We start from the raw sequence: 21,151 nt of genomic DNA, 5'->3' as shown, positions 1-21,151 counted from the left end.
CCGCCGTTGTCAGAGGCAGCCGCTAGCCTGGCGGCGACGTGGATCATCGCAGGGAGGGGAGGGCGCTGTGCGTGTTCTGGGGGTCGACCCCGGCCTGACCCGGTGCGGTGTCGGCGTCGTCGAGGGGGTCGCGGGGCGGCCGCTGACCATGGTCGGCGTCGGCGTCGTGCGCACGCCGGCGGACGCCGAGCTCGGGCACCGCCTCGTCGCCATAGAGCGGGGCATCGAGGCCTGGCTGGACGAGCACCGGCCCGAGTTCGTCGCCGTGGAGCGCGTCTTCAGCCAGCACAACGTACGCACCGTCATGGGCACCGCCCAGGCCAGCGCCGTCGCGATGCTCTGCGCCGCCCGGCGCGGCATCCCGGTCGCCCTGCACACCCCCAGCGAGGTCAAGGCCGCCGTCACCGGCAGCGGCCGCGCCGACAAGGCCCAGGTGGGCGCCATGGTCACGCGCCTGCTCCGGCTGGCGGCGCCGCCGAAGCCCGCCGACGCCGCCGACGCCCTCGCGCTCGCCATCTGCCACATCTGGCGCGCCCCCGCCCAGAACCGGCTCCAGCAGGCCGTCGCCCAGCACACCGCCCGGGCACGGACACCGTCGAAAGGCCGTACGGCATGATCGCCTTCGTCAGCGGCCAGGTCGCCGCCCTCGCCCCCGACACCGCGGTCGTCGAGGTCGGCGGCGTCGGCATGGCCGTCCAGTGCACGCCGAACACGCTCTCGGCGCTGCGCGTCGGCCGGCCCGCCAAGCTGCACACCTCCCTCGTGGTCCGCGAGGACTCGCTGACCCTCTACGGCTTCGCCGACGACGACGAACGCCAGGTCTTCGAGCTGCTGCAGACCGCGAGCGGCGTCGGCCCGCGGCTGGCCCAGGCGATGCTCGCCGTGCACACCCCCGACGCGCTGCGCCGCGCCGTCTCCACCGGTGACGAGAAGGCCCTCGTCGCCGTCCCCGGCATCGGCAAGAAGGGTGCGCAGAAGCTGCTGCTGGAGCTGAGGGACCGGCTCGGCGAACCCCTCGGGGCCCCCGCGGTCGGCGCCCCCGTCAGCCAGGGCTGGCGCGACCAGCTGCACGCGGCCCTGATCGGTCTCGGCTACGCCACCCGCGAGGCCGACGAGGCCGTCGCCGCCGTGGCCCCCCAGGCCGAGGCCGCCGGCGGCACCCCGCAGGTGGGCCAGTTGCTCAAGGCCGCCCTGCAGACCCTGAACCGCGCCCGCTGACCCCGACCCCTGCCGAGGCACATTTCATGAACTGGGACGACACGACCGACGCCGCCGCCGAGGAGCGGCTCGTCGGCCCCGCCGCCGACCGGGAGGACCAGGCCGTCGAGGCCGCCCTGCGCCCCAAGGACCTCGGCGAGTTCATCGGCCAGGAGAAGGTCCGCGAACAACTCGACCTCGTCCTGCGCGCCGCACGCGCGCGCGGGGCCACCGCCGACCACGTCCTGCTCTCCGGCGCGCCCGGCCTCGGCAAGACGACCCTGTCGATGATCATCGCGGCCGAGATGGCCGCCCCCATCCGGATCACCTCCGGACCGGCCATCCAGCACGCCGGCGACCTCGCCGCGATCCTGTCCTCCCTCCAGGAGGGCGAGGTCCTCTTCCTCGACGAGATCCACCGCATGTCCCGGCCCGCCGAGGAGATGCTGTACATGGCGATGGAGGACTTCCGGGTCGACGTCATCGTCGGCAAGGGCCCCGGCGCCACCGCCATCCCGCTGGAGCTGCCCCCCTTCACCCTGGTCGGCGCCACCACGCGCGCGGGCCTGCTGCCGCCCCCGCTGCGCGACCGCTTCGGCTTCACCGCGCACATGGAGTTCTACGAGCCGCGCGAACTGGAGCGCGTCGTGCACCGCTCGGCCAACCTCCTCGACGTGGACATCGAGCCGGACGGCGCCGCCGAGATCGCCGGCCGCTCCCGCGGCACGCCCCGCATCGCCAACCGCCTGCTGCGCCGGGTGCGCGACTACGCGCAGGTCAAGGCGGACGGCGTGATCACCCGCGAGATCGCCGCGGCCGCCCTCGCCGTCTACGAGGTCGACGCGCGCGGCCTCGACCGGCTGGACCGGGGCGTCCTGGAGGCGCTGCTGAAGCTGTTCGGCGGGGGACCGGTCGGCCTGTCCACGCTCGCCGTGGCGGTGGGGGAGGAACGTGAGACCGTGGAGGAGGTCGCCGAGCCGTTCCTGGTCCGCGAGGGCCTGCTCGCCCGCACCCCGAGGGGCCGCGTCGCGACACCCGCGGCCTGGGCGCACCTCGGTCTGACCCCGCCCCGGTCGGCCACGGCGGGTGGCGGACAGCAGGATCTGTTCGGAGCGTGATCCTTTCGTGACGGCGCGGGCATTGGCCGGGTCAGGAACCCAGGTGCCATGCTGAGCGTTGTTCCATGCGCGTGGACTCGCTTAGACTCCGCCGATGCCGCCCTTGCGGGCGGCGCCGACCCACCCCCATCCAACAGGCCGCTCACCGCGCGGTCGCGCGAAGGAAATTCCGTCTCGTGAATGCCTTTACCCTTCTCCCCTTCATCGTGCTCATCGCGGCCATGTTCCTGATGACGCGTTCGGCCAAGAAGAAGCAGCAGCAGGCTGCCAACATGCGGAACGAGATGCAGCCCGGCTCCGGGGTCCGCACGATCGGGGGGATGTACGCGACGGTCAAGGAGGTCAGCGAGGAGACCGTCCTCCTCGACGCCGGTCCGGGCGTCGAGCTCCTCTTCGCCAAGAGCGCGATCGGCGCCGTCCTCAGCGACGACGAGTACAACCGGATCGTCCACGGCATCGAGCACGACCTGAAGTCCGACGCCGACCTCGTCCCGGACGACGCCTCCTCCCTCACCGAGACCGACGCGGCCGACGCGCCTGCCGCCGCTGCCGCCGCCTCCGACGAGCAGGCCGTCGACCTCGGTAAGAAGGACGCCGCCGAGGCCAAGGCCGACGCGGCCGAGGCCGCAGAGGCCCGGGCCGACGCCGCCGCCGAGGCCAAGGCGGAGGACGAGCCGAAGAAGACCGACGGCGACACCGGCGCGAAGTAGTCACGTCCCGGGGTGCGAGGCGCGGCCCGGCCGCACCCCGCGCGCCCCGGGCGCGTCTGTTTCCGCACGGCAGCAGCCCGACACCATGTCATGGCCGACCGCGCCGACCGGGCGCGGGGCGGCCCGAGAGGGAGTACGAGAAGGTGGCAGCACCTAAGAGGGGCCGGAGCGCGAGCGCCCAGAGCAAGCCAGGACGCTCGCTGGCCCTCATCCTGATCGCCATCGTGGCGCTCGCCGGGGGAATGTTCGCCTCCGGAAACACCACTCCGCGTCTCGGCATCGACCTTGCCGGTGGTACGAGCATCACGCTCAAGGCGAAGGCCGACCAGGGGTCGGCGATCAACAAGGCCAACATGGACACCGCGGTCGACATCATGAACCGCCGTGTCAACGGCCTGGGCGTCTCCGAGGCGGAGGTGCAGACCCAGGGGAACGACCACATCATCGTCAACATCCCCAAGGGCACCAACTCCAAGGAGGCCCAGCAGCAGGTCGGCACCACCGCCAAGCTGTACTTCCGCCCGGTCCTCACCAGCGAGCCCAGCACCGGCGCCAAGCCGAGCCCCTCGCCGAGCGCCTCCACCGGCGGCAGCGCCTCCCCGAGCCCGTCGAGCAGCGCCTCCGCCAAGCAGAAGGCCTCCTCGCCCTCCTCGTCCTCCGCGTCCCCGACGGCGAGCGCCACGTCGCAGGGCCGCGCCGTCACCGGCGCGCTGAAGGCCGACACCACGCCGTCGCCCTCGGCCTCCGCGGGCGCCTCGTCCTCCCCGAGCGCGAAGTCCTCCGCGAGCCCGTCGGCCTCCCCGTCCGCGTCGTCCGGCGCCAACGCCGAGGTCGCCAAGCTGCAGGCGCAGTACGCGGCGCTGGACTGCTCCAAGCCCGCCGAGCGGGCCAAGGCCGGCTCGGGCGCCAAGCCCGGTGACCCCATCGTGGCCTGCGGCGAGAACAACAAGGTCTGGTACAAGTACCTGCTCGGCCCGGCCGCCGTGGACGGCACCGAGGTCAAGAAGGCCGCGGCGGTCTTCGACACCCAGGGCGCCTCCGGCTGGCAGGTCCAGATGAACTTCACCTCCAGCGGCGCCAAGAAGTTCGCGGACATCACCGGCGAGCTGGCCAAGAAGCAGTCGCCGCAGAACGAGTTCGGCATCGTCCTGGACGGCCAGGTCGTCTCCAGCCCGTTCGTGCAGCAGGCCATCACCGGCGGCCAGGCCGAGATCTCCGGCAGCTTCACCCAGCAGGAGGCACAGAGCCTCGCGAACATGCTGTCGTACGGCGCCCTGCCGCTCTCCTTCAAGGAGGAGACCGTCACCACCGTGACCGCCGCGCTCGGCGGTGAGCAGCTGCACGCCGGCCTGCTCGCCGGCGCCATCGGTCTCGCGCTCGTCGTGATCTACCTGGTGGTCTACTACCGCGGCCTGTCGGTCGTGGCGATGGCCTCGCTGCTGGTGTCCGCGGTCCTCACCTACGTGCTCATGTCGCTGCTGGGCCCGGCCATCGGCTTCGCGCTGAACCTGCCGGCCGTCTGCGGTGCCATCGTCGCCATCGGTATCACCGCGGACTCGTTCATCGTGTACTTCGAACGCATCCGGGACGAGATCCGGGAGGGCCGCTCCCTGCGGCCCGCCGTCGAGCGCGCCTGGCCGCGCGCCCGGCGCACCATCCTGGTCTCCGACTTCGTGTCGTTCCTCGCCGCCGCCGTGCTGTTCATCGTCACCGTCGGCAAGGTCCAGGGCTTCGCGTTCACGCTCGGCCTGACCACCGTGCTCGACGTGGTCGTCGTGTTCCTCTTCACCAAGCCGCTCATGACGCTCCTCGCCCGCCGCCGGTTCTTCGCGGACGGCCACAAGTGGTCCGGTCTCGACCCGAGGAGCCTGGGTGCCAAGCCGCCGCTGCGGCGCACCCGCCGTCCCGCCGGTCCCGTCGCCGGCCCTGTCGACCCGAAGGAGGCGTGAGCGATGTCGAAACTCGGCAACCTCGGCGCTCGACTGCACCGCGGCGAGATCAGCTACGACTTCGTCGGCAAGCGCAAGATCTGGTACGGCGTCTCCATCCTGATCACCATCACGGCCATCCTCGGCCTGGCGGTGCGCGGCCTGAACATGGGCATCGAGTTCCAGGGCGGCGCGGTCTTCACCACCCCGACGGGCATGAGCACCTCGGTGGCGCAGGCGGAGGAGTACGCCAAGGAGGCCTCGGGCCACGAGGCGATCGTGCAGAAGCTCGGCAACGGCAGCCTGCGCATCCAGATCGCCGGCATCGACACCGACAAGTCCGACCAGATCAAGCAGACCCTCGCCAAGGACCTGAACCTCAACTCCGAGAAGCTGGCCGCCGACCTGGTCGGCCCCAGCTGGGGTGAGCAGATCGCCAGCAAGGCCTGGCAGGGCCTCGGGATCTTCATGGTGCTCGTGGTGATCTACCTGGCGATCGCCTTCGAGTGGCGCATGGCCCTCGCGGCCCTCGTCGCGCTGATCCACGACATCACCATCACCACCGGCATCTACGCCCTCGTCGGCTTCGAGGTCACGCCCGGTACGGTCATCGGCCTGCTGACGATCCTCGGTTACTCGCTCTACGACACGGTCGTCGTCTTCGACAGCCTCAAGGAGCAGACGAAGGACATCACCAAGCAGACCCGCTTCACCTACAGCGACATCGCCAACCAGTCGATCAACGGCACGCTGGTGCGGTCCATCAACACCACGGTGGTCGCGCTGCTGCCGGTGGCGGGCCTGCTGTTCATCGGCGGCGGCTTCCTCGGCGCGGGCACGCTGAACGACATCTCGCTGTCCCTGTTCGTCGGCCTCGCGGCCGGTGCGTACTCCTCGATCTTCATCGCCACCCCGCTGGTGGCCGACCTCAAGGAGCGCGAGCCGGCGATGCGGGCCCTGCGCAAGCGGGTCCTGGCCAAGCGCGCCCAGGCTGCCGCCGGGGAGGACCTCGTGGAGGCCCCCGCCGGTGACGAGCCCGGTGACGCCGCCCCCGCGGTGGTGGGCCCGCGCAACCAGCCCGCGTCCCGCACCCGGGGCCGCGGCCGACCCTCGGGGAAGCGCCGATGACCGACATCCGGGAGCTGCTGCTCAGCCGCATCCGGGACGTGCCCGACTACCCGGAGCAGGGCGTGATGTTCAAGGACATCACCCCCCTGCTCGCGGACCCGGGGGCGTTCACGGCGCTGACCGACGCGCTGGCCGAGATCGCGGCGAACACCGGCGCGACCAAGGTCGTCGGCCTGGAGGCCCGGGGCTTCATCCTGGGCGCCCCGGTCGCCGTCCGCGCGGGCCTCGGCTTCGTCCCGGTCCGCAAGGCGGGCAAGCTCCCCGGAGCGACGCTGCGCCAGGCCTACGAGCTGGAGTACGGCTCGGCGGAGATCGAGGTCCACGCGGAGGACCTGGACTCCGGTGACCGGGTCCTGATCGTGGACGACGTGCTCGCCACCGGCGGCACCGCGGAAGCGGCGATCCACCTCATCCAGCGGGCCGGCGCCGAGGTCTCCGCCCTCGCCGTCCTCATGGAGCTCGGCTTCCTCGACGGGCGCGCCCGTCTGGAACCGGCCCTCGGCGGGGCACCGCTGGAGGCGCTCCTCCAGGTCTGAGCCCCTCTCGTCACGGCCGGGACGGCCGCCACGGCATCTGCCGGGGCGGCCGTCCCGCTCGTTCCCGGCCCTGTGCCGCGGGCCGCCGGAATCCCACGCCTGCTCCCGGTGTTGCAGGGGTACACGGTCCTCACATCCGCCTGAAGGCGATGACCGGGCGCCGGATCGCTACCATGGGGGCTCCGGAGCCTGACCGGGGACCCGGATCGCGCACGAGGAGTCCTCTTGCCAGACGAGGCCCAGCACCTGACCGCCGCCAAGCCCGAGCCCGCCTCGGCCCCGGCGGCCAAGTCCGCGCCGGACGCGTCCACCGCGAGCAACGCGAAGAACGACACCCGCGGTGCGGTGGAGCACGCCCAGTCCGCGCCCGTCGAGAAGGGTGCCGAGACCGCGCGACCCAAGCCGGCCCCGCCCGTGCGCCCCGCCGCCGGCCAGCCCGCCCGCAGCGCCTCCTCCAACCGCGTCCGCGCCCGCCTCGCCCGGCTCGGGGTGCAGCGCGCGAACCCGTACAACCCCGTGCTGGAGCCGCTGCTGCGGATAGTGCGCAGCAACGACCCCAAGATCGAGAACTCCACGCTGCGCCAGATCGAGCGCGCCTACCAGGTCGCCGAGCGCTGGCACCGCGGCCAGAAGCGCAAGAGCGGCGACCCGTACATCACCCACCCGCTCGCCGTCACCACCATCCTCGCCGAACTGGGCATGGACCCGGCCACCCTCATGGCGGGGCTGCTGCACGACACCGTCGAGGACACCGAGTACGGCCTGGACGACCTGCGCCGCGACTTCGGTGACGTCGTCGCGCTGCTCGTCGACGGCGTGACCAAGCTGGACAAGGTCAAGTTCGGCGAGGCCGCCCAGGCCGAGACCGTGCGCAAGATGGTCGTCGCCATGGCCAAGGACCCCCGGGTCCTGGTCATCAAGCTCGCCGACCGCCTGCACAACATGCGCACCATGCGGTACCTCAAGCGGGAGAAGCAGGAGAAGAAGGCCCGCGAGACCCTGGAGATCTACGCGCCGCTCGCCCACCGCCTGGGCATGAACACCATCAAGTGGGAGCTGGAGGACCTCGCGTTCGCGATCCTCTACCCCAAGATGTACGACGAGATCGTCCGCCTGGTGGCCGAACGCGCGCCGAAGCGGGACGAGTACCTCGCCATAGTGACCGACGAGGTCCAGGCCGACCTGCGCGCCGCCCGCATCAAGGCGACCGTCACCGGCCGCCCCAAGCACTACTACAGCGTCTACCAGAAGATGATCGTCCGCGGCCGCGACTTCGCGGAGATCTACGACCTGGTGGGCATCCGCGTCCTCGTCGACACCGTCCGCGACTGCTACGCCGCCCTCGGCACCGTGCACGCGCGATGGAACCCGGTCCCCGGCCGGTTCAAGGACTACATCGCGATGCCCAAGTTCAACATGTACCAGTCGCTGCACACGACGGTCATCGGACCCAACGGCAAGCCGGTCGAACTGCAGATCCGCACCTTCGACATGCACCGCCGAGCCGAGTACGGCATCGCCGCGCACTGGAAGTACAAGCAGGAGGCCGTCGCCGGCGCCTCCAAGGTCCGCACCGACGTGCCCAAGGCGGGCAAGAAGGACGACCACCTCAACGACATGGCGTGGCTGCGCCAGCTGCTCGACTGGCAGAAGGAGACCGAGGACCCCGGCGAGTTCCTGGAGTCCCTGCGCTTCGACCTGTCCCGCAACGAGGTCTTCGTCTTCACGCCCAAGGGCGACGTCATCGCGCTGCCGGCCGGTGCCACCCCCGTGGACTTCGCGTACGCCGTCCACACCGAGGTCGGCCACCGCACCATAGGGGCGCGGGTCAACGGCAGGCTCGTACCGCTCGAGTCCACCCTGGACAACGGCGACCTGGTCGAGGTCTTCACCTCCAAGGCACCCGGCGCCGGCCCCTCGCGCGACTGGCTCGGCTTCGTCAAGTCCCCGCGCGCCCGCAACAAGATCCGGGCCTGGTTCTCCAAGGAGCGCCGCGACGAGGCGATCGAGCACGGCAAGGACGCCATCGTCCGCGCCATGCGCAAGCAGAACCTGCCGATCCAGCGCATCCTCACCGGCGACTCGCTCGTCACGCTCGCGCACGAGATGCGCTACTCGGACATCTCCGCGCTGTACGCGGCGATCGGCGAGGGCCACGTCTCCGCGCAGAACATCGTGCAGAAGCTCGTCCAGGCCCTCGGCGGCGAGGAGGCCGCCACCGAGGAGATCGACGAGTCGGTCCCGCCGTCCCGCGGCCGCGGCCGCAAGCGCCGCTCCAGCGCCGACCCCGGCGTGGTCGTCAAGGGCGTCGACGACGTGTGGGTCAAGCTGGCCCGCTGCTGCACGCCGGTCCCCGGCGACCCGATCATCGGCTTCGTCACCCGGGGTAGCGGCGTATCGGTCCACCGCAGCGACTGCGTCAACGTGGAGTCGCTGTCCCGGGAGCCGGAGCGCATCCTCGACGTCGAGTGGGCGCCCACCCAGTCCTCGGTCTTCCTCGTCGCCATCCAGGTCGAGGCGCTGGACCGCTCCCGCCTGCTCTCGGACGTCACCCGCGTCCTGTCCGACCAGCACGTCAACATCCTGTCCGCGGCCGTCCAGACCTCCCGCGACCGTGTGGCCACCTCCCGCTTCACCTTCGAGATGGGCGACCCGAAGCACCTGGGCCACGTCCTGAAGGCCGTACGGGGCGTGGAGGGCGTCTACGACGTCTACCGCGTGACGTCGGCCCGCACCCGCGCGTAGCGACAGGCAGCGAAAGGGAAGGGCCCCGTACGCCGGTACGGGGCCCTTTCACCTGCGCCTGCGGGGAATCAGCCGCCGAACTCCTGCAGGCCCTTCAGAGCCTGGTCCAGAAGCGCCTGGCGGCCCTCCAGCTCCTTCTCCAGCTTGTCGGCCCTGGCGTTGTTGCCCTGGGCGCGCGCCTGCTCGATCTGCGCCCTCAGCTTGTCCACGGCGGCCTGCAGCTGACCGGTCAGCCCCTCGGCACGCGCGCGTGCCTCCGGGTTGGTCCGGCGCCACTCGGCCTCCTCGGCCTCCTGGATCGCCCGCTCCACCGCGTGCATCCGGCCCTCGACCTTCGGGCGCGCGTCCCGCGGGACGTGGCCGATGGCCTCCCAGCGCTCGTTGATCGAGCGGAAGGCCGCCCGCGCACCCTTCAGCTCCGTGATCGGCAGGAGCTTCTCGGCCTCCTCGGCCAGCTCCTCCTTCAGCTTCAGGTTCTCGGCCTGCTCCGCGTCCCGCTCGGCGAAGACCGAGCTGCGGGCGGCGAAGAAGACGTCCTGGGCGCCGCGGAAGCGGTTCCACAGGTCGTCCTCGTGCTCGCGCTGGGCGCGGCCCGCGGCCTTCCACTCCGTCATCAGCTCGCGGTACCGGGCCGCCGTCGGACCCCAGTCCGTCGAACCGGACAGCGCCTCCGCCTCGCCGACCAGCCGCTCCTTGGTCCGGCGCGCCTCCTCGCGCTGCGCGTCCAGCTGCGCGAAGTGCGCCTTGCGGCGCTTGGAGAACGCCGACCGGGCGTGCGAGAAGCGGTGCCACAGCTCGTCGTCGGACTTGCGGTCCAGCCGCGGCAGCCCCTTCCAGGTGTCCACCAGTGCCCGCAGCCGCTCACCGGCGGCCCGCCACTGGTCGGACCGGGCCAGCTCCTCCGCCTCGGCGACCAGCGTCTCCTTGGCCTTGCGGGCCTCGTCGGACTGCTTGGCCCGCTGCGCCTTGCGCTCCTCGCGCCGGGCCTCGACCGTCTCCACGAGCTTGTCGAGGCGGGTCCGCAGCGCGTCCAGGTCGCCGACCGCGTGGTGCGCGTCCACCTGCTCGCGCAGGTGGTCGATCGCGGCCTGGGCGTCCTTCGCCGACAGATCGGTGGTCCGCACGCGCTTCTCGAGGAGGCCGATCTCGACAACCAGGCCCTCGTACTTGCGCTCGAAGTAGGCCAGCGCCTCCTCGGGGGAGCCGGCCGCCCAGGAGCCGACGACCTGCTCGCCGTCGGCCGTACGCACGTACACGGTCCCCGTCTCGTCGACGCGGCCCCACGGGTCGCTGCTCACAGCGCCTCCTCCACATGATGCCTGCGCAGGGCCCTGAGCCCCCCAGGCATCGTCCACAGTTTCGTCACGGCCAACATAGGCGACCGGCGGGTTGCCTGTCCGCATCCAGCGCGGCCGAAATTCGGCAGTTGACCGCCCAGGTCATCAGGACTTGGCGACCGTCGCCTTGTTGATCACCACGGTCGCGTTCGGGGCACCGTCGCCGGCGCCCGTGGTCTCGCCGGCGGCCGCGATCTTGTCGAGGACCTTCAGCCCCGCCGCGTCGATCGTGCCGAACGGCGTGTAACTGGGCGGCAGCGGGCTGTCCTTGTAGACCAGGAAGAACTGGCTGCCCCCGGTGTGCTTCTGCCCCGTGTTGGCCATCGCCACCGTACCCGCGGGGTATTTGTTGCCCTTGAGGCTTTTGTCCTTGAGGTTCTCGTCCGGGATCGTGTAGCCCGGACCGCCGCTGCCGAGACCCGTCGGGTCGCCGCACTGCAGGACGTAAATACCGTTCGTGGTCAGGCGGTGGCACTTCGTGTGGTCGAAGTAGCCCTTGCCGGCCAGGAAGTTGAACGAGTTCACGGTGTGCGGCGCGGCCGAGGTCTTCAGCGCCACACCGATGTCGCCGCACGTCGTGGCGAGCTTCATCGTGTACTTCGCCGACGTGTCGATCGTCATCGCCGGCTCCTTCTTCCAGCTGAGCTTCTTGATCGAGCCCGCGGCCGGCTTGGCGCACGGGTCCGGCGCCTTCTTGCTCGGCGTCGCGCTCGGCGTGACGTCGGCGCTCGCGTTCGTCTTCTTGTCGTCGTCGTTCTTCAGCACCCCGGTCGTGTACAGCGCCACACTGCCGATCACGACCACGCCCAGCACCGAGGCGATGACGGAGTTGCGCATGCGCGCCTTGCGCCGCGCACTGGTGCGCCGCTGCTGCTGCCGCAAGAACTTCTCCCGGGCGAGCTGACGCCGCCGCTGCTCCTGGCTGACCACCGGGTTCTCTCCTCATGCGTGTCGTGTGCCGACCGGTACGCGCGCGTCCCTGGATCCGACAGCCGCGTGTAGCCCCGTACCGTATATGGGTTCGCTGAGGAAACGGCAGCGCCGGTAGGCTCTGACCGCGGCCGAAGCCGCCCCGAACCGACACAACGAAGGACGATCGTGCTCATTGCCGGGTTCCCCGCCGGGGCCTGGGGGACGAACTGTTATCTCGTCGCCCCCGCCGCCGGTGAGGAGTGCGTGATCATCGACCCGGGCCACCAGGCCGCCGAAGGCGTCGAGGAAGCACTGAGGAAGCATCGGCTCAAACCCGTCGCCGTCGTCCTCACCCACGGCCACATCGACCATGTGGCCTCGGTCGTCCCCGTCTGCGGCGCGCACGACGTGCCGGCGTGGATCCACCCCGAGGACCGGTACATGATGAGCGACCCCGGGAAGGCGCTCGGCCGGTCCATCGGCATGCCGCTGATGGGCGAGCTGACCGTGGGGGAGCCGGACGACGTCAGGGAGCTGGCCGACGGCGCCGCGCTCGACCTCGCGGGCCTCGAGTTCTCCGTCGCGCACGCGCCGGGCCATACCAAGGGGTCGGTGACCTTCCGGATGCCCGGGGCCGCGGACATCCCGCCGGTCTTCTTCTCAGGGGATCTGCTGTTCGCCGGCTCCGTCGGACGCACCGATCTGCCGGGCGGATCCATGGAGGACCTGGTCGAGTCGCTGGCCCGCGTGTGCCTGCCGCTCGACGACTCCACCGTGGTGCTGTCCGGCCACGGCCCCCAGACGACCATCGGCCGGGAGCGCGCCACCAACCCCTATCTGCGGCAGGTGGCGGCCGGCCAGGGCGCCTCGCAGGCGCCCCGACGAGGAATGTGACGGAAGAGCTACGTTGAGCACCTTCAAGGCACCCAAGGGCACCTACGACCTGGTCCCACCGGACTCGGCCACGTACCTGGCCGTCCGCGAGGCGATCGCCGCCCCGCTGCGCAACTCCGGCTACGGCTACATCGAGACGCCCGGCTTCGAGAACGTCGAGCTGTTCGCGCGCGGGGTCGGCGAGTCCACCGACATCGTCACCAAGGAGATGTACACCTTCGAGACCAAGGGCGGCGACCGGCTGGCCCTGCGCCCCGAGGGCACCGCCTCGGTGCTGCGCGCGGCCCTGGAGGCCAACCTGCACAAGGCGGGCAACCTCCCGGTCAAGCTCTGGTACTCCGGGTCCTACTACCGCTACGAACGCCCCCAGAAGGGCCGCTACCGCCACTTCTCGCAGGTCGGCGCCGAGGCGATCGGCGCGGAGGACCCGGCGCTGGACGCCGAGCTGATCATCCTGGCCGACCAGGCCTACCGCTCGCTGGGCCTGCGGAACTTCCGCATCCTGCTCAACAGCCTGGGCGACCGGGAGTGCCGCCCGGTGTACCGGGCCGCGCTGCAGGACTTCCTGCGCGGCCTGGACCTGGACGAGGACACGCTGCGCCGGGCGGAGATCAACCCGCTGCGCGTCCTCGACGACAAGCGGGAGTCGGTCCAGAAGCAGCTCACCGGAGCCCCGCTGCTGCGCGACTACCTGTGCGACGCCTGCAAGGCCTACCACGAGGAGGTCCGCGAGCTGATCACCGCCGCGGGCGTGGCCTTCGAGGACGACCCGAAGCTGGTGCGCGGCCTGGACTACTACACGCGCACCACCTTCGAGTTCGTGCACGACGGTCTGGGCTCCCAGTCCGCGGTGGGCGGCGGCGGCCGCTACGACGGCCTGTCCGAGATGATCGGCGGCCCCGCGCTGCCGTCGGTGGGCTGGGCCCTCGGCGTCGACCGCACGGTGCTGGCCCTGGAGGCGGAGGGCGTTGAGCTGGACCTCCCGTCCACCACCAGCGTCTACGCGGTCCCGCTCGGCGAGGAGGCCCGCCGCGTGCTGTTCGCCAAGGTCACCGAGTTGCGCAAGGTCGGCATCGCGGCGGACTTCTCCTACGGCGCCAAGGGCCTGAAGGGGGCCATGAAGAACGCCAACCGCAGCGGGGCCCGCTACGCCCTCGTCGCCGGTGAGCGCGACCTCGCCGAGGGCATCGTCCAGCTCAAGGACATGGAGTCCGGCGAGCAGGCGGCGATCGGCGTCAACGAGATCGTGGCCGAGCTGGAGTCCCGGCTGGGCTGACGCCCCGGGCCGGACGGCCGCGCCCCGTCCGGCCCACCCCGCGCGGGCCGCGTCCCCGCCGGACCGTCAACCCAGCGGGTGCCGGTTCACCCCCGAGACGCACAGCCGGTCGCCCGGGCGGATCCGCCGCCGGGCGTCGGCCGGAACCGAACGATCCACGGCCGTCGTCCGTACCTCCTTATGTCCACCGAACGGTGGACCCGCCCCCGGGTGCGGCACAATGACCGTGCCCGAAGAAGGTCCAAGCCTCGAGTGACGGAATCGGCGTGATGAGCAAGACGACAGTCAAGGACGTCTCCACGGAGCCCGGGCCCGAGCGTGCCGCCGACGCACCCCGCGCGGTGGGCGGCAGTCGCGCCTTCGCCCTCCTGCTGGTGATCACCGGCGCGGCCGGACTGCTCGCCGCGTGGGTCATCACGATCGACAAGTTCAAGATCCTCGAAGCCAAGGTCGCCGGCACGACCTTCACCCCCGGGTGCAGCGTCAACCCCGTCGTCTCCTGCGGCAGCGTCATGGAGAGCAAGCAGGCCGCCGTCTTCGGCTTCCCCAACCCGATGCTCGGCCTGGTCTGCTACGGCATCGTCATCTGCCTCGGCATGAGCCTGCTCGCCCACGCCCGCTTCCCGCGCTGGTACTGGCTCACCTTCAACTTCGGCACGCTCTTCGGCGTCGCCTTCGTCACCTGGCTGCAGTTCGAGTCGCTGTACCGGATCAACGCGCTGTGCCTGTGGTGCTCCCTGGCCTGGGTCGCCACGATCACCATGTTCTGGTACGCGACCTCCTTCAACGTGCGCAACGGCTTCCTGCCCGCCCCGCGCCCGCTGAAGAACTTCCTCGGCGAGTTCACCTGGGTCCTCCCGGTCACGCACTGCGGCGTCATCGCCATGCTGATCCTGACCCGGTGGGGCAGCCAGCTCTGGGCCTGACCGGCCCGGCCGTGCTGTCGGTGCGGTGAACTAGGGTTCTAGGCGTGGAACCCGACCTCTTCACCGCCGCCAGCGAAGAACGCCAGGAGAAGGACCCGGCAGCGAGCCCCCTGGCGGTGCGGATGCGCCCGCGCACCCTCGACGAGGTCGTGGGCCAGCAGCACCTGCTGGGCCCCGGCTCGCCGCTGCGCCGGCTGGTGGGAGAGGGCTCCGGCGGCCCCGCCGGCCCCTCCTCGGTGATCCTCTGGGGGCCGCCCGGCACCGGCAAGACGACGCTCGCCTACGTGGTCTCCAAGGCCACGAACAAGCGGTTCGTGGAGCTGTCCGCGATCACCGCCGGCGTCAAGGAGGTCCGCGCGGTCATCGACGGCGCCCGCCGCGCCGCCGGCGGCTACGGCAAGGAGACCGTCCTCTTCCTGGACGAGATCCACCGCTTCAGCAAGGCCCAGCAGGACTCCCTGCTCCCCGCCGTCGAGAACCGCTGGGTCACCCTCATCGCGGCGACGACCGAGAACCCGTACTTCTCGGTGATCTCGCCCCTGCTGTCCCGCTCGCTCCTGCTCACGCTCGAACCCCTCACGGACGACGACGTCCGCGGCCTGCTCCGGCGCGCACTGACCGACGAGCGCGGCCTGAAGGACGCCGTCGGCCTCCCCGAGGACACCGAGGAGCACCTGCTGCGCATCGCCGGCGGCGACGCCCGCCGGGCCCTCACCGCCCTGGAGGCCGCCGCCGGAGCCGCGCTGGACCAGGGCGAGAAGGAGATCACGCTGGCGACCCTGGAGCAGACCGTCGACCGGGCCGCGGTGAAGTACGACCGCGACGGCGACCAGCACTACGACGTGGCCAGCGCTCTGATCAAGTCGATCCGCGGCTCCGACGTCGACGCCGCCCTGCACTACCTGGCCCGCATGATCGAGGCCGGCGAGGACCCCCGCTTCATCGCCCGCCGCCTGATGATCTCCGCCAGCGAGGACATCGGCCTCGCCGACCCGAACGCGCTGCCGATCGCGGTGGCCGCCGCCCAGGCCGTCGCCATGATCGGCTTCCCCGAGGCCTCCCTCACCCTCGCCCACGCCACCATCGCGCTCGCCCTCGCGCCCAAGTCCAACGCCGCGACCACCGCGATCGGCGCCGCCCTGGAGGACGTCCGCAAGGGCCTGGCCGGCCCGGTCCCGCCGCACCTGCGCGACGGGCACTACAAGGGCGCCGCCAAGCTCGGCCACGCGCAGGGCTACGTCTACCCGCACGACCTGCCCGAGGGCATCGCCGAGCAGCAGTACGCCCCGGACGCCCTCAAGAGCCGCGAGTACTACGCCCCGACCCGGCACGGCGCCGAGGCGCGGTACGCCGACGCGGTCGAGTGGACGAGGAAGCACCTCGGTCGCAGGCGGTCCTGAGGGCCCTGTAGACTTCTCCGAAGTGCTGAGTCCCGCGCAGTCAGAGCGGGACAGCCAGCCGGAGTCCCGGTCCTCGCGGACCGGCTCCAGGAGCGTCGCGCACCGTCGAACGGTGTCGCGGGCAGCCCACCACCACCCGGAGTCCCGGGACAGGTCGGTGGGCCACTCGCGTGCTGCACGTATGTGCCCAGACCAGGGGAGCGGCTGCCCACCAGGCCCGGCAACGGACCCGGCGGGTTTCCCCGGCTGCGGATGCGACCTCCCTCAACCCTGACAAGCCGGAAAACCAGGAAAAGAGACAGAGACAGTGGCGAACCAGTCCCGCCCCAAGGTCAAGAAGTCGCGTGCCCTCGGCATCGCGCTGACCCCGAAGGCCGTCAAGTACTTCGAGGCCCGCCCCTACCCGCCGGGTGAGCACGGCCGCGGCCGCAAGCAGAACTCGGACTACAAGGTCCGTCTGCTGGAGAAGCAGCGTCTGCGCGCGCAGTACGACGTGTCCGAGCGCCAGCTCGTCCGCGCCTACGAGCGTGCCTCCAAGGTCCAGGGCAAGACCGGTGAGGCCCTGATCATCGAGCTCGAGCGCCGCCTCGACGCGCTGGTCCTGCGTTCGGGCCTCGCCCGCACGATCTACCAGGCCCGCCAGATGGTCGTCCACGGCCACATCCAGGTCAACGGCCAGAAGGTCGACAAGCCGTCCTTCCGCGTCCGCCCGGACGACGTCGTGCAGGTCCGCGACCGCTCCAAGGACAAGACGCTCTTCCAGATCGCCCGTGAGGGCGGCTTCGCCCCCGACGGCGAGACCCCCCGCTACCTGCAGGTGAACCTCCGCGCCCTGGCGTTCCGCCTGGACCGCGAGCCGAACCGCAAGGAGATCCCGGTGATCTGCGACGAGCAGCTCGTCGTCGAGTACTACGCCCGCTGACACCAGCCCCGGCGTACGTCCTCAGCCCGCCGTCTCCCCGCCCTCCCGGGCGGGCGAGGCGGCGGGTTCGCGTTGTTCCGGCCCGCGCGGCCCCGGGCCGTCGCCTCGCACAGCCTCGTGCGGGGCGTTGCAGCACGCCGAGCCGAAGAGCGGCGGCCCCACCGGCGGCCACGCCCGGCCCGCCGCGCCCCGCAGCACCGCCGCCTCGGCCGGGTCCCCCGAACCCGTCCAGCACCGGCAGGACCCGGCGGCCGGCGAGCTGAGCGAGCAGCGTGTCGCGGGACGACCGGGTGGCGTGGTCCGGCAGGACTTGCCCGTCTCGCCGGCCCCGGCCCCGGTCCGGCCGGGCCGTGCGCATCACCCAGGTGAGCGCGGCGAGTTCGGCCGGGCGCCCGACGAAGGCGGTGAGCTCACGGGACGGACCGCCGTCCGCCGGGGACCCGGGGCGCCGAGAAGCCCGCATGGGGCACGGAACGTACTGAAGCGTGTTCGGTGCGTACAATTCCTTCCCGCGACTCCGCCGCCCGCCGACGGTAATCCGGTACGGAGCCCCATCCCCGGCGCGATAGGCTCGGTGCACGACTTATCGATGCTCAGGCACGTTTCAGGGAGCGGGTGCGCACAGTGTCCGGTGGAGAGGTGGCCGGGATCCTGGTGGCCGTCTTCTGGGCGATCCTGGTCTCCTTCCTCGCCGTCGCTCTGGCGAGGCTGGCCCAGACGCTCAAGGCGACCACCAAGCTCGTGGCGGACGTGACCGACCAGGCCGTCCCGCTGCTCGCCGACGCCTCCGCGGCCGTGCGCTCGGCGCAGACCCAGATCGACCGGGTCGACGCGATCGCCACCGACGTCCAGGAGGTCACCTCCAACGCCTCCGCGCTGTCGACCACCGTCGCCTCCACCTTCGGCGGCCCCCTGGTCAAGGTCGCGGCCTTCGGCTACGGCGTGCGCCGCGCGCTGGGCGGCCGCAAGGAGGACGTGCCTGCCAAGTCGCCCCGGCGTACGGTGATCGTGGGCCGCACGGTCCCCGCCGCACGGCGCAGGCGAGACCTCCGCGGGAAAAGGGACTGAGACCGAGCGATGTTCCGCCGTACGTTCTGGTTCAGCACGGGTGTCGCCGCCGGTGTGTGGGCCACCACCAAGGTCAACCGCAAGCTGAGGCAGCTGACCCCCGAGAGCCTCGCCGCCACCGCGGCGAACAAGGCCCTGGAGACCGGCCAGCGCCTCAAGGACCGCGCGGTCGGCTTCGCGCTCGACGTCCGCGACAACATGGCGCAGCGGGAGGCCGAGCTCGAGGAGGCCCTCGGCATCGACCGGGCCCCCGGCGTCGTCCCGACCCGGCGGCACGCCGCCATCGAGAACAACCGCAGCAACCCGCAGTACATCGAGAACCCGAAGTACATCGAGAACACGACGTACTCGTACAACCGGAATGAGGACCACTGATGGAGTCGGCCGAGATCCGCCGCCGCTGGCTGAGCTTCTTCGAGGAGCGCGGGCACACCGTCGTCCCTTCGGCGTCGCTCATCGCGGACGACCCGACTCTGCTCCTCGTCCCCGCCGGCATGGTGCCCTTCAAGCCCTACTTCCTGGGCGAGGTCAAGCCCCCCTTCCCGCGCGCCACCAGCGTGCAGAAGTGCGTGCGCACGCCCGACATCGAAGAGGTCGGCAAGACCACGCGCCACGGCACGTTCTTCCAGATGTGCGGCAACTTCTCCTTCGGCGACTACTTCAAGGAAGGCGCCATCAAGTACGCCTGGGAGCTGCTCACCACGCCCCAGGACAAAGGTGGTTACGGCCTGGAGCCGGAGAAGCTCTGGATCACCGTCTACAAGGACGACGACGAGGCCGAGCGCATCTGGCACGAGGTCGTCGGCGTGCCCAGGGAGCGCATCCAGCGCCTGGGCATGAAGGACAACTACTGGTCCATGGGCGTCCCCGGACCGTGCGGCCCCTGCTCCGAGATCAACTACGACCGCGGCCCCGAGTTCGGCGCCGAGGGCGGCCCCGCCGTCAACGACGAGCGGTACGTGGAGATCTGGAACCTCGTCTTCATGCAGTACGAGCGCGGCGAGGGCACCGGCAAGGACAACTTCGAGATCCTCGGGGACCTGCCGAGCAAGAACATCGACACGGGCCTCGGCCTGGAGCGGCTCGCCATGATTCTGCAGGGCGTGCAGAACATGTACGAGATCGACACCTCGATGGCCGTCATCGACAAGGCCACCGAGCTGACCGGCGTCCGCTACGGCGACGCCCACGGCTCGGACGTGTCCCTGCGCGTGGTCACCGACCACATGCGCACCGCCACGATGCTCATCGGCGACGGCGTCACCCCCGGCAACGAGGGCCGCGGCTACGTGCTGCGCCGCATCATGCGCCGCGCCATCCGCAACATGCGGCTGCTCGGCGCCACCGGTCCGGTCGTCAGGGAACTCCTCGACACCGTGATCGAGATGATGGGCCGGCAGTACCCCGAGCTGGTCACCGACCGCGAGCGCATCGAGAAGGTCGCCGTCGCCGAGGAGAACGCCTTCCTCAAGACGCTGAAGGCGGGCACCAACATCCTCGACACCGCCGTCACCGAGACCAAGCAGGCCGGTGGCACGGTCCTCTCCGGTGAGAAGGCCTTCCTGCTCCACGACACCTGGGGCTTCCCGATCGACCTCACCCTGGAGATGGCCGCCGAGCAGGGCCTCGCCGTGGACGAGGACGGCTTCCGCCGCCTGATGAAGGAGCAGCGGGAGCGCGCCAAGGCCGACGCCCAGGCCAAGAAGACCGGCCACGCCGACCTGGGCGCCTACCGGGAGATCGCCGACGCCGCCGGCGCGACCGACTTCATCGGCTACAGCGACACCGAGGGCGAGTCCACCATCGTCGGCCTCCTGGTCGACGGCGTCTCCTCGCCGGCCGCCACCGAGGGCGACGAGGTCGAGGTCGTCCTGGACCGCACCCCGTTCTACGCCGAGGGCGGCGGCCAGATCGGCGACACCGGCCGGATCAAGGTCGACTCCGGTGCCGTCATCGAGGTCCGCGACTGCCAGAAGCCCGTCCCGGGCGTGTACGTCCACAAGGGCGTCGTCCAGGTCGGCGAGGTCACCGTCGGCGCCAAGGCCCACGCCTCGATCGACGCCCGCCGTCGCAAGGCCATCGCCCGCGCCCACTCGGCCACCCACCTGACCCACCAGGCCCTGCGGGACGCCCTCGGCCCGACGGCCGCCCAGGCCGGCTCCGAGAACCAGCCCGGCCGGTTCCGCTTCGACTTCGGCTCCCCGGCCGCCGTGCCGACGGCCGTGATGACCGACGTCGAGCAGAAGATCAACGAGGTGCTCGCCCGCGACCTCGACGTGCGCGCCGACGTCATGGGCATCGACGAGGCCAAGAAGCAGGGCGCCATCGCCGAGTTCGGCGAGAAGTACGGCGAGCGGGTCCGCGTCGTCACCATCGGAGACTTCTCCAAGGAGCTGTGCGGCGGCACCCACGTGCACAACACCGCCCAGCTGGGCCTGGTGAAGCTGCTCGGTGAGTCGTCCATCGGCTCCGGTGTGCGCCGCATCGAGGCCCTGGTCGGCGTCGACGCCTACCACTTCCTCGCCCGGGAGCACACGGTCGTCGCCCAGCTCCAGGAGCTGGTCAAGGGCCGCCCGGAGGAGCTCCCGGAGAAGATCTCCGCCATGCTCGGCAAGCTGAAGGACGCCGAGAAGGAGATCGAGAAGTTCCGCGCCGAGAAGGTGCTGCAGGCCGCCGCAGGTCTCGCCGAGTCCGCCAAGGACGTCCGCGGCGTCGCCGTCGTCACCGGCCGGGTGCCGGACGGGACGACGGCGGACGACCTGCGCAAGCTGGTCCTCGACGTGCGCGGCCGCATCCAGGGCGGCCGGGCCGCCGTCGTGGCCCTCTTCACGGTCGCGGGCGGCAAGCCGCTGACCGTCATCGCCACCAACGAGGCCGCCCGCGAGCGCGGTCTCAAGGCCGGTGACCTGGTCCGCGCCGCGGCCAAGACCCTCGGTGGCGGCGGTGGCGGCAAGCCGGACGTCGCCCAGGGCGGCGGCCAGAACCCGGCCGCCGTCGGTGAGGCCGTCGACGCCGTCGAGCGGCTCGTCGCCGAGACCGCCAAGTAACGGCCCG

The 21,151-nt window shown here is 71.3% G+C and carries 18 protein-coding genes; 16 read left to right on the top strand and 2 right to left on the bottom strand.

What is annotated here, in order from left to right; genetic code table 11:
* Positions 1-67 precede the first annotated feature (67 nt).
* From ruvC to AQJ66_RS14640, 8 genes are all read left to right on the top strand, one after another.
* Positions 68-616 carry a crossover junction endodeoxyribonuclease RuvC gene (ruvC, locus tag AQJ66_RS14675; protein WP_061920990.1) on the top strand — a complete coding sequence of 183 codons (549 nt, stop codon included), beginning with the start codon at positions 68-70 and terminating at the stop codon, positions 614-616.
* Positions 613-1,218 (top strand): Holliday junction branch migration protein RuvA, encoded by a 606-nt coding sequence (gene ruvA / locus AQJ66_RS14670; protein WP_061920988.1) that lies wholly within the window; start codon positions 613-615, stop codon positions 1,216-1,218. Before ruvC ends, ruvA begins: the two co-directional genes overlap by 4 nt.
* Positions 1,219-1,244: 26 nt before the next feature.
* Positions 1,245-2,315: a Holliday junction branch migration DNA helicase RuvB gene (gene ruvB, locus AQJ66_RS14665; protein ID WP_061920987.1), complete on the top strand. Its 1,071-nt coding sequence runs from the start codon at positions 1,245-1,247 to the stop codon at positions 2,313-2,315.
* A gap of 176 nt (positions 2,316-2,491) precedes the next feature.
* Positions 2,492-3,025: a preprotein translocase subunit YajC gene (gene yajC / locus AQJ66_RS14660; protein ID WP_061920985.1), complete on the top strand. Its 534-nt coding sequence runs from the start codon at positions 2,492-2,494 to the stop codon at positions 3,023-3,025.
* A gap of 143 nt (positions 3,026-3,168) precedes the next feature.
* The gene (secD, locus tag AQJ66_RS14655) at positions 3,169-4,974 is read left to right on the top strand and encodes a protein translocase subunit SecD (protein ID WP_208611363.1); all 1,806 of its coding nucleotides are present in this window, start codon (positions 3,169-3,171) and stop codon (positions 4,972-4,974) included.
* A gap of 3 nt (positions 4,975-4,977) precedes the next feature.
* Positions 4,978-6,081 (top strand): protein translocase subunit SecF, encoded by a 1,104-nt coding sequence (gene secF / locus AQJ66_RS14650; RefSeq protein WP_061920980.1) that lies wholly within the window; start codon positions 4,978-4,980, stop codon positions 6,079-6,081.
* Complete coding sequence (locus AQJ66_RS14645; RefSeq protein ID WP_061920978.1) at positions 6,078-6,617, top strand: adenine phosphoribosyltransferase; 540 nt, start codon at positions 6,078-6,080, stop codon at positions 6,615-6,617. Before secF ends, AQJ66_RS14645 begins: the two co-directional genes overlap by 4 nt.
* A gap of 225 nt (positions 6,618-6,842) precedes the next feature.
* On the top strand, positions 6,843-9,362 hold the full coding sequence (locus AQJ66_RS14640) for a RelA/SpoT family protein (protein ID WP_061920977.1): 2,520 nt from the start codon (positions 6,843-6,845) through the stop codon (positions 9,360-9,362).
* 68 nt (positions 9,363-9,430) lie between these two features.
* On the opposite strand, the gene AQJ66_RS14635 is transcribed toward AQJ66_RS14640, so the two are convergent.
* On the bottom strand, positions 9,431-10,660 hold the full coding sequence (locus AQJ66_RS14635; protein ID WP_061920974.1) for a DUF349 domain-containing protein: 1,230 nt from the start codon (positions 10,658-10,660) through the stop codon (positions 9,431-9,433).
* Positions 10,661-10,804: 144 nt separating this feature from the next.
* Positions 10,805-11,629: a peptidylprolyl isomerase gene (locus tag AQJ66_RS14630; protein WP_061920972.1), complete on the bottom strand. Its 825-nt coding sequence runs from the start codon at positions 11,627-11,629 to the stop codon at positions 10,805-10,807.
* Positions 11,630-11,797: 168 nt separating this feature from the next.
* Here AQJ66_RS14630 and AQJ66_RS14625 point away from each other — a divergent pair, with 168 nt between their 5' ends.
* The 8 genes from AQJ66_RS14625 to alaS all read left to right on the top strand — a co-directional run bounded on the left by AQJ66_RS14625 (position 11,798) and on the right by alaS (position 21,144).
* Positions 11,798-12,505: an MBL fold metallo-hydrolase gene (locus AQJ66_RS14625; protein ID WP_061920971.1), complete on the top strand. Its 708-nt coding sequence runs from the start codon at positions 11,798-11,800 to the stop codon at positions 12,503-12,505.
* A 13-nt stretch (positions 12,506-12,518) separates the two neighbouring features.
* On the top strand, positions 12,519-13,781 hold the full coding sequence (hisS, locus tag AQJ66_RS14620; RefSeq protein WP_061920969.1) for a histidine--tRNA ligase: 1,263 nt from the start codon (positions 12,519-12,521) through the stop codon (positions 13,779-13,781).
* A 269-nt stretch (positions 13,782-14,050) separates the two neighbouring features.
* Positions 14,051-14,707 carry a vitamin K epoxide reductase family protein gene (locus AQJ66_RS14615; protein ID WP_061920967.1) on the top strand — a complete coding sequence of 219 codons (657 nt, stop codon included), beginning with the start codon at positions 14,051-14,053 and terminating at the stop codon, positions 14,705-14,707.
* 44 nt (positions 14,708-14,751) lie between these two features.
* Positions 14,752-16,107, top strand: coding sequence for a replication-associated recombination protein A (locus AQJ66_RS14610; RefSeq protein ID WP_061920965.1), 1,356 nt, complete (start codon positions 14,752-14,754; stop codon positions 16,105-16,107).
* 307 nt (positions 16,108-16,414) lie between these two features.
* The gene (gene rpsD / locus AQJ66_RS14605; protein ID WP_061920963.1) at positions 16,415-17,029 is read left to right on the top strand and encodes a 30S ribosomal protein S4; all 615 of its coding nucleotides are present in this window, start codon (positions 16,415-16,417) and stop codon (positions 17,027-17,029) included.
* Between the two features lie 624 nt (positions 17,030-17,653).
* Entirely contained in the window at positions 17,654-18,097 is a 444-nt protein-coding gene (locus AQJ66_RS14600) for a DUF948 domain-containing protein (RefSeq protein ID WP_061920962.1), read from the top strand.
* Positions 18,098-18,106: 9 nt separating this feature from the next.
* Positions 18,107-18,472, top strand: coding sequence for a hypothetical protein (locus AQJ66_RS14595; protein ID WP_061920960.1), 366 nt, complete (start codon positions 18,107-18,109; stop codon positions 18,470-18,472).
* Entirely contained in the window at positions 18,472-21,144 is a 2,673-nt protein-coding gene (gene alaS / locus AQJ66_RS14590) for an alanine--tRNA ligase (protein WP_061920958.1), read from the top strand. The genes AQJ66_RS14595 and alaS overlap by 1 nt, the downstream gene beginning before the upstream one ends.
* Positions 21,145-21,151 lie beyond the last annotated feature (7 nt).

The sequence above is a fragment of the Streptomyces bungoensis genome, from assembly GCF_001514215.1.
Classification (GTDB): domain Bacteria; phylum Actinomycetota; class Actinomycetes; order Streptomycetales; family Streptomycetaceae; genus Streptomyces; species Streptomyces bungoensis.
This window is presented reverse-complemented; position numbering and strand designations above follow the sequence as displayed.